The 10,988-nt window shown below is 64.6% G+C and carries 6 protein-coding genes and 1 pseudogene; 2 read left to right on the top strand and 5 right to left on the bottom strand.

The window, feature by feature from the left end; all coding sequences use genetic code 11:
* Positions 1 to 237, bottom strand: a pseudogene (locus tag HLB15_RS09190) (DNA-processing protein DprA); the annotation flags it as partial.
* On the bottom strand, positions 230 to 856 hold the full coding sequence (locus tag HLB15_RS09185; RefSeq protein ID WP_311979565.1) for an ATP-binding protein: 627 nt from the start codon (positions 854 to 856) through the stop codon (positions 230 to 232). The gene HLB15_RS09185 and the pseudogene HLB15_RS09190, both read right to left, overlap by 8 nt.
* Before the next feature lie 293 nt (positions 857 to 1,149).
* On the opposite strand from HLB15_RS09185, the gene HLB15_RS09180 reads away from it, so the two are divergent.
* The gene (locus tag HLB15_RS09180) at positions 1,150 to 1,830 is read left to right on the top strand and encodes a hypothetical protein (protein WP_171104993.1); all 681 of its coding nucleotides are present in this window, start codon (positions 1,150 to 1,152) and stop codon (positions 1,828 to 1,830) included.
* Between the two features lie 265 nt (positions 1,831 to 2,095).
* Here the strand turns inward: HLB15_RS09180 and HLB15_RS09175 are convergent, their stop codons facing one another.
* The 3 genes from HLB15_RS09175 to HLB15_RS09165 form a co-directional block, all read right to left on the bottom strand.
* Positions 2,096 to 5,815, bottom strand: a complete 3,720-nt coding sequence (locus tag HLB15_RS09175) for a hypothetical protein (protein WP_171104992.1) — start codon at positions 5,813 to 5,815, stop codon at positions 2,096 to 2,098.
* 361 nt (positions 5,816 to 6,176) lie between these two features.
* Entirely contained in the window at positions 6,177 to 8,087 is a 1,911-nt protein-coding gene (locus tag HLB15_RS09170; protein WP_171104991.1) for a UvrD-helicase domain-containing protein, read from the bottom strand.
* A complete protein-coding gene (locus HLB15_RS09165; RefSeq protein WP_171104990.1) occupies positions 8,084 to 10,069 on the bottom strand; it encodes an ATP-dependent nuclease in 1,986 nt (661 codons plus the stop codon). The genes HLB15_RS09170 and HLB15_RS09165 overlap by 4 nt, the downstream gene beginning before the upstream one ends.
* A 358-nt stretch (positions 10,070 to 10,427) precedes the next feature.
* Here HLB15_RS09165 and HLB15_RS09160 point away from each other — a divergent pair, with 358 nt between their 5' ends.
* On the top strand, positions 10,428 to 10,796 hold the full coding sequence (locus HLB15_RS09160) for a hypothetical protein (protein ID WP_171104989.1): 369 nt from the start codon (positions 10,428 to 10,430) through the stop codon (positions 10,794 to 10,796).
* Positions 10,797 to 10,988 lie beyond the last annotated feature (192 nt).

The raw sequence follows: 10,988 nt of genomic DNA, 5'->3' as shown, positions 1-10,988 counted from the left end.
GACCGCCAGCGGCCGCCCGCCCGCGATCCGGTGCAGCGTCGTCTCCGCCTGGCGCGGGGCGCGGGCCGCGTCGAGCAGCCAGCGCAGGGCGTCCACCGCCCCGAGGCTGCCCACGAGGGCGCCGGCCACGGGGTCACCGGGCTCGGTGAGCCGGCTCCAGGCGGCGCGCGCGAGCAGCGGGTCCGCGGCGTCGAACCCGAGGCCCGACGGCGGCAGGTCGACGAGCGGCTCACCCATGGTCGCCTCGCGTGCGCAGGAGGAGGGCGTTGCCCACGTCGCCCTTGGTCGGCGCGTCACGGCCCGCGAGGTCCGCGACGGTCCAGGCCATGCGCAGCACGCGGTCGACGCCGCGCAGGCTGAGCGTGCCCGCCGTCATCGCCCTCTCGATGGGCCCGAACAGCGACCGGCGGGGCCGCAGCAGCTCACGCAGGAAGCGACCGGGCATCTCGGCGTTCGTCGACCAGGGCGTGTCGGTCAGCCGACCGCGCGCGGCCTCGCGTGCTGCCAGCACCCGGGCCGCCACGTCGGCCGTCGACTCGGAGGTGCCCTCGAAGCGATCGACCCGCTCGACGCGCTCGACCTCGACCTGCACGTCGACCCGGTCGAGGAGCGGTCCGGACAACCGCGCGAGGTACCGGCGGCGGACGGTCGGCGAGCAGCTGCACTCCAGCCCCTTCCCGACCGCCATGCCGCACGGGCAGGGGTTGGCGGCGAGGACGAGCTGGAACCGCGCGGGGTAGCGCGCCGCGCCGCCGGTGCGGTGCAGCACGAGCTCGCCGAGCTCCAGCGGCTGGCGCAGCGTCTCGAGCACGTCCGACCGGAACTCGGGCGCCTCAGCGCCCAATGGAAAGCACACCCTGCTGGATCGTCACTGATCCTAGCGTCGCACACGCGGAACCGCAGGCCAGAGCCCGCCACGTCGCCAGCGACCGGGACCGAAGCACGCGGTACACCGACAACGCTCGGGTCTACCCAACCGAGTCGTCTGTCCCCCACCACCGCATCGACGACACGCCGATCCACACATCCGGTGCCACCTGTCGGTGCATCAGCCCCATCTGAGGTGCCCTCAGACCTCCGGATCGACCTCGTCGGCCGCCTGCTCCGCCCCCGTTCGCGCCGTGCCACAGCCCGGTTCACGATGGGTTCATGAAGCGGCTGAAGCACGGGCAACGGAATCGACGCGTCGCGCTCGCGGTCGCGTCCCTGGTTCTGGTCGGTGCCCTCGGGGCTTGCAGCAGGTCCACAGGGGATGACGCCAAGAGCGCAGCATCCGAAACATCCGCGTCGGCCGGAGCGTCAGAGCCAGCCGAGGTCGACTCGGAGGCACCGGCCGAGGACGTCCCGGCGGCCGAGTCCAAGGAGACCGCCGAGACAGACTCGGACAAGCCACTCAACTTCGCGAAGGACCCGTCCCTAGCGGCGCTGTTCGGCCAGAGCGTGGACACCTACGGCATCATCGTCACGGTGGATGAGCCAGAGCCCAAGAACCTATTCCCCGAGTGGGAGGGCACCGTCGATCCCGACCTGAAGGGCATCACGGTGGAGGTCACCGTGGAAAACACTCTGAATACCGAGGCAGCGACCGGCTCGATGGGCTACACCGCCTTCTCCGGCGAGTCCGAGGGCGAGTACCTGTCCAATTCCGAGGGCGACCAGGAGTCCCCGGCGTTCGTTCCTGCAGGCCGCAGCGCGACTTGGATCGAGACCTTCGCGGTCGAAGACCCCGACGACGTGTATTTGAGCGTCACGACGCCCACCGAGTCCACGGTGCCGTTCGTGACGCAGACGCAGATGGACCTCATCGAGGGGGAGGTTTCCACCGACTGACCTGCCCCAGCCAGTGGGACACCAGGGACGACAATCGGCCCCACGCGTCCGCCGTCACCTATCCGTACAGCAGTCCCAGTTGGCGGGCCTCGTGCTGGAGGCCGCTGCCACTCGAGTACCGCAGCGACGGACAGGCTGGGCCTGTTGGCGCCCTCCTGGTCACCGCTCTGCGGTCTAGCGGCAAGACGGCACGAGATCAAATCTGCTACTTCATCCGACTCCTCCGAGAACCGGCGCATCCCACTTTCGGCCGTCGTCGACCCTGCTACCAGGGGTCGACGCCATCCTCGATTCTCCGCTCGCGCTCGTCCTCACGGGCACCGTCCCTGCGGTATCCGCGCGCAAGCTGGCCGAACGTCTCACTCGTGCGGGGCGCCACATCGCGCAGTTCGCGACTGATCGCCTCGTACTTCTCGGCTAGGTCATATTCCTGCTGTCCACCGTGTCCGCGCCAGGTCACACCGCGCCCGTTGAAGACAGAGGTGCTGAACCCGATGAGCATCTCCTCGCCGACGGACTCCTCCAGTGCAGTAGCGATGGCCGGATGTGGGTAGGGCTCGCCTTCGCCCGTCCTATACCGACCTAGGACGGCACCAACTGCATGCATGGCGGTCTCGAAGCGATCCGACGCCGTCGCCAACGACCCCACATCCGCGATCCAGGTCGCGAGTGCCGCGGTGTCGACCGCCTCTCCATCGAGTCCAGGTGCATAACGCATTCGGTGAAGGATGCGGAACGCAACGTCTGCCTGTTCCTTGTCGAAGACGTGGTCTTCCTTCGCGACCGACTTTGGCCTGTAAGCAAGGTTGACTAGGTGCACGAAGTCTTCGGCCGACGTCGAGGCCGCAACCTCGATTGCCAGGGGTTCGTTGCCGTCAAACTCAAGCAAGGGAAAGAACGCCCACTCCAGTTGACAGACAATTGCACGATCGACGGACGGGTCCCTCCGAACGATTGCAATGAACTCCCTTGTCTCATGCATCGACGGCAGACCAGCCCTCTCCGAGGGCGGCTGTCTGACGAGTTGCAGTAGACCCTCAAGAATGAACGCTGTGCGGCGGTCGGCCGGAATCGCCTCGCGGTAGAGCGTAATCGCGTCGAGCGCCGTCGCGACCCGCCCATGGTCCAACAGCTTCCGGATTGCCGTTGCGGCGTGAGGAGAGTCCGCTCCGTGGCCAAAGACCCCGTACTCGGCCCAGAACGCCTCCGCCACCGGCTTCCCCAGACGTTCGGCGCAGTCCCATGCCTGCGCCGGGTCGGGGTGCGTTAAGAGCAACCGCGCCTGCACTCGGGGGTCATCGGACGATGACTCAGCCAGCTCGAGAACATCTGTCTTGCCCTCCAGGGCGGAGTTGACGAGGTAGCCGCGGGCGAGGTTGCCAAATCCCGGTTCCTCCGACTTCAGCAACTCCGCAATCATGGCCGGATCGAGCACCTGGTCGCCTCGTGCGAGGGCGGCGCCGATCCCCCATGCACCGTGCGGGTGAGCTCGTGCCAGCTCAAAGAGCCCTTCAAACCCTTCCTCCGCGTGAATCTCATGCACGGCCGAAGACTGCATCCGCACGAGCAGCGAGTCTTCCCCGCGGATGTCGTCCGAGGCGAGGCCAAGATCGAATCTGTTGTCACCGAAGAGCCACTCCTCGCGCTCTCGCGCAAGTGCCGGCCTCAAGTGCTCAACAGCTGCCTCCAGCCGCTCAAGGTAGGCGTCGGGCAGTGCCCAGTCTGCGTCCCGGAACTTCCGGTGCCTCCGAAGTTGGTTCTGCACCGCCTGCCAGACCGGCGTTCCTTTGGCGTGGCCCACAGGCAATGCCGCCAGCGCCGCGATGATCTGGTCGAACCCGCGGGCGCCGACGTTGTCGGCGGCATCGACCAGCGTGACCCAAAGGTCCGGATACTGGTCCGCCAGCGTGATCGCTCCACTGATCATCGCCGTGTAGACCTCGAAGATGTCCGCCCACGTTACTCGCTGCTTGTCCTCGGTCCAGGGGCGGAAGTGCGTTTGATGGATGGTGGCGAAGGTGTGCGTCTCGGTAATGGTCTTCGCAATGATCCGCTCAGCCACGTCAGGCGCGTCGCGGACGCATCGCTCGATCACGGCGACTCGCCCGGACGTGCCAAGCACGCACTGCGGTATGGCCGGCAACAGCGCATCCCGGAAGATCCCGATCGCAGTCGGGCTGTTCCTGCCCTCGTCGCTTCCCCGTGCCAGATCGCGTGCTGTGTCCAGCGCGCGCTCGCAATGCTCGGGCGACCACATGAGCGATTGAAGTGACCACAGGATCGCTGTCAGGTGGGATGATCCGCCGAAGTTGAACGGTGACTGCTCCGGCGTGGACAGGGATTGAAGGTTCTCGCGGCTTCCGAGCAAGTCCCGACGTATGCGGTCGAGGACGATGCCCGGGGCGGCCTCGACGAGGAGCGTCAGCACGTCGTGAAGCGATGCCCACCTGGACGGCACGTCGTCCCAGCCCTCGAGCAGCTCTCGAACCAGCTGGTCGGTCCAGGTCTGGATGGTGAGGCCGTCACGCAACGGCGCCGCTCCGCACTCGGACGCTAGGACGGTGAGCGTCGTCGCCACGCTCCTGCGAATCCGGCCGCCATAGCGGCGTGTCTTCCTCTTGATCTGCGCGAGCCACCGCTCCCCCGCCGGGAGTTCCAGCGCCGGGTCGAGTTCGCCAAGCACCGATAGCGCCAAGGGGCGGAATGCATCGAGATCACCGGGCACGAGGTCCGAGCGCTCGACGAAGTAGCGCGCGGAGTCAAGCGGTGCGGTAGCACGCCACACGTCTCCCACGTGCGAGAAGATCGGGTCAGCCGAATTCACGTCGCGACTCACCCGCTCTACTGCGTCATCGACACTCATCCCGAAAGCGGAATGCAGCAAGGCCTCAAGCTCAGTGTCGCCCCGTTTCCAGCCACCAAGCAGCCAAAGCTGCCTGAACCGGCGGTCTCGGAACTCTTCACCCCACAGGGGATGCGTCGCCCGGTTGCAGACGAGCCGGTAGCGATACAGGCTCCTGCGGGCTGCTGCGCCGTAACGATCAGCGTCGTGATGCTCGACGCCTCCGGCCCTGAGCAGCTCCGTGAGCTCACGCGTGCTCTGACGCGGCAGCTCGACAGCGCTCCGACCGGAAGCGTTGATCTTGATCGCACGGTGGACCCCGAGGGGAGGCAGTTCCGCCAGATCGATCGTCGTGACAAGCACGAGCGGTTGACGAGACCGCGCAAGAAGGTCGCGCGCAGTCCCTACCTCGTCGCATACAACCATGTTGGGCGTTGGATCGGTTGCGTCGTCAAGCACAGACGCGATGAATGCCTGTCCATCTTCGAAGCTCTGAGCTCGCACGTCGATCGTCCGGTCGTCGCCGGCCAACCAACCCTCAAGTTGCGACTTCTGGCTGGTCCGTCCAACAAGCACAAGCTCGGGCGCGAGCGGAACGGTGAACATGTTGCGGTAGCTGCCCCACCAGTGCCCCAGAGTCGTCGCCCCGCTTCCGCGCCGGTTGGCAAGATCGCGGAACAGGATCGCAGACGGAGTGTCGCGGTCCAGCGCCGCTGACAGATCCTCGACGTCATACGCCCTGACGTCCTGCCAGACGCCCTCCGCTCGCTTCTCAGCAGCCCACCTGGCCCGCCGCGGCCATGACCGGGATGTCACCACGATGAACGTCGTCTCGGCCGGCACGACTGAACCGGGATCCTTGGTCCGCTTCTTGTAGTCCCGCGTCGCTTTGGACGCCGGCCTAGCCTCCACCCCTAGTTCCCATACCGAGTGTCCAGCGGGAACTAGGGTTGACGGCTCCGACGCTTCGACTTCGCCGTCGAAGCCCGGGAGGCGAGCGCCCTCGCTCGCCGGCATATCGAGCCGGCTGATCGACCCGTTGTCGTTCGAGATCAGACTTCGTAGGAGGCGTGGGAGGTCGTAGCCAGCGCGCACCTCTCCGGACCAGTCAAGGATGTCCTGCCGGTCAACCAGAAACGACATCGTCCCTCCTTAGACGGGGCACGGAGTCTTCGGCGGCTTCGCGGTACCCACACAGCTGTGGTCTGCATGACCACAGTGGCCGCTGGGATCGGGGCCGCACAGCGACTGTGGTCGTGATGACGCTGATCAGCTCAGTTCTGTCAGAGACCAGCCCTCGTTCAGGCGTCATCGCGCAACGGTTTCACCGCAGCCGCAGCCGTGCTACCAATCTGGGAGAGGTGGCCGGGTGAACATCGCTCATCGGGCACGGCACGGACTACCGCGCTGACGCCCAAGCCCGTACCTCCTTGGCCCAGACAGCCGATCCGGCAATGCCGGGTGGTGCGGCTGTGATTTTCCGCGCATCAGCGCCCCTTTTGGGCTAGTCGAAACGGACTAGCGGTACTCCTGCGTCCCGTAGGTCTTGATAGAGCTCTCCGAGCGGCGCCGGTGCGCCTCGTTGGTCGCATTGGGTGAAGATCAAGCGTTCAGCTGCTCGGGAGACTCCGACGAAGAATGTCATCGTGGACTCGAGGGTGTTCCGTGCGTGTGCCCACCATTGGTCGCTGTCGAGCCCAATGAAGAACACCGTGTGGTACTCCAGCCCCTTGCTCCGATGGACGGTTAAGAGAGGAACCGCGTCCTCATCGAAGAAGACACCGGCCACCTCACTCCACGAATCAACGCGTAGAAGTGTCTGGGCAAGCCGAGTCCGGAACGCCTCAAGGGTCACCGTGAGGTCCTCGGGCCTGTCCCCGAACAGGCGTTTGTGTCCCGCCGCCTCTACACGAACGAAGTCCGTCAGTTGGTTGGTCAGGGATGCCGCAATCTCCTCGCTGAGGTCGATACCCGAGTTGTCGTCGAGGGGCGTCGCGGCCAGCCACCTGCGAAGGTCCTGGAGGTAGTCGGTGAGATCGTCTTCGACCTGTGTCCCCACTTCCCTAACGCTCGCTCCTGGGGACACGCGCGACAAGAGTGAGGTGACCTCACGCCAGATCTGAGGCTGCCCGCCCCTGTTGACTGCTAGAGCGAGGATGCCCAGCAGAAGCCGCACCAGGTCATCGGTAAGCAGGTCCTGCAGTCTGATGTCGCCAACCTGCGCATCATCATTGCGCAGCCGCAAGCCGGCAGCGGACAGTGCCCTGGTCAGGTCAGGTTCCAGCTCGACCACCTTCTGCCTGGCGATCAATGCGTAATCGGATGGCTGCCGGCCCGTCCCCTCCATGTCGGTGGCGATCCATGCCGCGATGGCATCAGCTTCGCGCTCGGCAGTAGGGAACGACCAGACCGCAACAGGGGTCTCGCCAACCGGTGGCTCGACTCGCGAGCGTTGCGGTGGGGAGTCTGGGTCGAGCCGGATCGCGAAGCGATGCTGGAGGTCGACCAGCTGTTGGGTGGAGCGGAAATTCGAGGTAAAGGCAAACGGTTCGGCTGCGAAATCGGCCTCGAACTGAGCGAACGCGTCGCCCAGCGCCCCGGCCCAGCCCATGATCCGTTGCTTGCGGTCGCCGACGGCGGTCACGGTCGTTCCTTCGTGAGCAAAGACAGTCTTGAGAAACGAGTACTGGGCGTAGGTGGTGTCCTGGAACTCATCGACGAAGACGAATGGATAGGTGGCGCGCAGGGCTCGTTGTAGTTGAGGGCTGGTCCGAATGATCAGATCGGCAAGCCGGTTCAACATCACGAAGTCGACCACTGGTGCTTCAGCGTGCAGGTAATTGCGGTTCCACCACTCCTGAACGGCGAACTCGCTCGCTGAGGTCGGAGCCGGCTGTTCGGAGGGGACCGCCGAGAGTTCAGTTGCGCCCAGGACATTGGGGAGAAACGTGTCCGCCGAGAGAGCGTATACGGCTTGCGCCGATTCCTGGTCCAGTCCACCGGCGACGTCTGCAAGGAAGCCCTCGACTTCTCTCTTAGTCGAGAATGCGATCTTGTAGCCGGCTCCCAGTGTCCATTCACTCGGCAGCAGTCCGCGGAACCGGTCCACGATAGACTTGGTGAAGGCGTCGAAGGTCATCGAGGTGAACCGGTGAGCGTATTCGGGAAGGCGTTGTTTGACACGGTCTCGCAAGTTCGTGGCAGCGGCACGCTTAAAGGAGATAGCCAGGATCTGCTGCGGCGGGCGGCAGATACCCGTCTCGAGAAGGTAGCCGGCCCGCTGCGCCAAGAACTCTGACTTCCCAGCACCGGGGCCCGCCGTTACTGAGGCCGTTCCGGCTCGCAGGGCCTCCCACGCGGCCGGTTCGAGGTCCTGAATGCCGTTCGGTCGCCACTCCTGAGGGGACGGGATCATGACGGTGCCACTGCCTTCTCGATGCGGTCCATGAGGCGGCTGAGTCGCGGTGGTAGTTTGGCGAGTTCCTCTTTTGACACATGTGACATCGCTCGTAGATGTGTGCCCGGTTTGGAGTTAGACAAGAACAAATAGCGGTACCAGCGGAGAAAGTTGGTCCAGGTCGCATTGTCGTAGAAGTCGACTTCAGGTCGGTCCTGGGGGTCACCGAGGACCGAATCACGCGGGTCGCCCGTGCTGCGTGGCCCGGTCTTGCCGTCTTCGAGGTGGCTGGTGTAAGCGTCTTCGTAGCGGTAGAGCAATAGCAGGTCTAGGTCCAGCGGCGTCGAGAAGTAGACGTCCCACTTCTCGAGGTGGTTAAGCCATGCCTCAAGTTGGCCCCTACTGAGCGCTTCGATGTCGTCGACACCGGTGAAGTCGCTGACGCCTTCGGTGCCGTCGAACGGTGAATTTCCCAGTTCGAGGAGCCGGTTGCACACATCGCGGATGCGGCCTTCTCCGCCACCGGCCCTGCCGTAATCAAGGTCCAGCAGCGTCGCGTGCGGGATGCCGAGCTGGTTGAGCAGGCGCCAGAAGTGGTTTGTGTGACGTCCGCCGAGCGGTACGACAGCGACGAAGGACTGGTCAATGTGCAGGTCGCGTGCCGCTGCGAGCTTGGGAATGACCAGTTCCTCAGATGCACCCTCGCCCAGGACGACAAAGCGTGCGAAGTACAGCTCGGGGTGGGCTTGGACCGCTTCACGCATGTACTTGCCGGCGTCGGTTGCGTCGTCAGGCAAAACGATCCGGCTGACAGCGGTCGATTTCGACGTACCGTCGATACGGAAGTGCCTAACCCGGTCCGGTGGGATACGAGACACCACACTGGCCGAGTGACTGGAGATCAGGGCCTGAGCCCGCCCCGAGCCGGTGACGTCGACGAGCTGCTCGACGACTCTGGACAGAAAGTACGGCGACAAGTTGTTCTCCGGCTCTTCGATCGCCAGGAGTGTCAGTGTCGGCAGGGTGGTTGCCGTGATGTCGAACTTGTCGTCGTGCTTGCCTGAGGCGATCTCTGACTCAAGGTCGAGCGTGGCCGCGGTCAGAGCGATGTGCAGGAGTGACTGCTGACCGTCGCTGAGTTCCTGGGCCCGACGCGTTCGGCCGGTAGCAGTCGGCTCGAAGAGCATCTCTGCATTGCTGACCAGGACGGTCATGTCCCGGGTGATCGGCTCGAAGGTCGGGTTCTGCTCGGTGGACAGATGGTGGAGCTCGTGCCAGCGTGACGCGATCGCATCCGTCACAGTGGCGACGACAGCCTCGGTCTTGAAGTTGACGGATAGTTCATCAGCAGCGTCAGCGATGTGGTCACGAAAGCCTTCCGACCACATGCTCGCCCGCCACAAGCGCCCTCGGAGGAACGAGTTGACCTGCCGACCACCGTCTCTTGTGGCCGGAACGTACACGGCCTGAATGCGACTGCGGTCCGACGCCCTCAGGTCAACACACTGGTCCTCAAAGTCATCGTCGAAGGTGTAGGCGATCCGACGCTGCTCCTCGATCAGACCACTGGCCGACCCATCCGCAGTCCAGGTCGCGTCCAGGACGATCCTCAGTTTGAGTTGTCCCTCAGAATCCGCCGCCATCTGCGCAAAGAACTCCGGCACGGTGGCGGCGGCATCGGCTTGATCTTCTCCGGCGTTGCCATCTCCGGCGTCTACCGTTGTGTCGGCGTCGAGTTCAGGAAACGCGAAGACCGCGTCCACTCTTAGGGTTCGGACCGCCGCCGGTTCGGTTTCGTCGTGGGGAACATGGAAGTCCTCTACGCGTATCTCTCGCTGGTCGGCTACCACGCTGAACAGTCTGAGCACCGCTTGGAGCGCCGCCGTCTTGCCCGAAGCGTTCACTCCCAACAAGGCAGTCAGTTGCTCGTCGAAGGTGATCGTGTGCGGGTCGGGCCCGAAGCACTGGAAGTTGGTGAGCGTGACCCGTTCGAGGTACATCCACTTCAACCTTCTACTCAAACCTCGTCGTCTCGGGCAATCCTACTGGAACCGGCCCCTCGCCATGGTGACTATCGAACAGTGTTGGTGCAGCCATCGATGCTCGTGGCATGGTCGGCGCCTCGCAGCGGCGGTCGAATAACGACCACCCACACCTGAGCAGCCGGTACGAGGCTAAGAAAGGCTCGGCGACATGCTCAAGACTTCCTGACGCGTGCCCCTCGCCGATACCGGTACGCCGGTCAGGTGGCCCGAAGGACGACCGTTGGAAGAGTGACCAGCCCAGAACATGTGCATCAGCGCTCATCTCGCGCCACAGCCGTCGGACGGCTTCACGACTCGCACGGTTCGCAAAGGCGTGATCGGACGCAGCGCCAATGACGTCAGTGAGGATGAGGCCCGCCTTGCCAGTTCGTATCGCGGCGACGCCAGACTGGCGCTCACTCAACCAAGACCGCTGATCTTCGAGACCCGCGCGATCGGTGGCGTCGAGTGGGGTGGTGGCGAGGAATCCGTAGTACTTGTCCATCTGGGCGTACATCTCCGCGAGGACGGTGAGCGCACGCTCACAACGCTGACCGCGGTCTTCGGGTGCCAGTACCCACACCGCTTGGGATTCGCCAACGAGCGCTCCTCGCAGCACAGTGAAGTGCGAAGAAGGATAGATCTGCCGGGCCTTGATGGCGTCGAGCGCGAGGCGGAGGTGTTCGCCAGCAAGGACGAGTGACGTCCGCGCATGCTGGCTTACTGCCATGTGCGGGAAAATCTCGTCGTCGATCGCTAGGTCACTGCCTCGCTCGGGCTCCTCAACCCGCTGCGCTCTGAGAAAGCACACCCTGCTGAATCAGCACCGATTCTAGCGGCGTGCACGCAGAGCGGCAGGCCAGAGGGGTCCCGCGGCTAGGTGAGACTAGAACGG

Source organism: Promicromonospora citrea (assembly GCF_013004695.1).
Lineage (GTDB): Bacteria > Actinomycetota > Actinomycetes > Actinomycetales > Cellulomonadaceae > Promicromonospora > Promicromonospora citrea.
The sequence above is the reverse complement of the archived record's forward strand: the minus strand, read 5'-3'. Positions and strand labels throughout refer to the sequence as shown.

Excerpts from the sequence above, each read along its gene's own strand:
- HLB15_RS09175 (WP_171104992.1), bottom strand. The coding sequence starts at position 5,815 with ATGTCGTTTCTGGTTGACCGGCAGGACATCCTTGACTGGTCCGGAGAG.
- HLB15_RS09180 (WP_171104993.1), top strand. The coding sequence starts at position 1,150 with ATGAAGCGGCTGAAGCACGGGCAACGGAATCGACGCGTCGCGCTCGCG.
- HLB15_RS09165 (WP_171104990.1), bottom strand. The coding sequence starts at position 10,069 with ATGTACCTCGAACGGGTCACGCTCACCAACTTCCAGTGCTTCGGGCCC.
- HLB15_RS09170 (WP_171104991.1), bottom strand. The coding sequence starts at position 8,087 with ATGATCCCGTCCCCTCAGGAGTGGCGACCGAACGGCATTCAGGACCTC.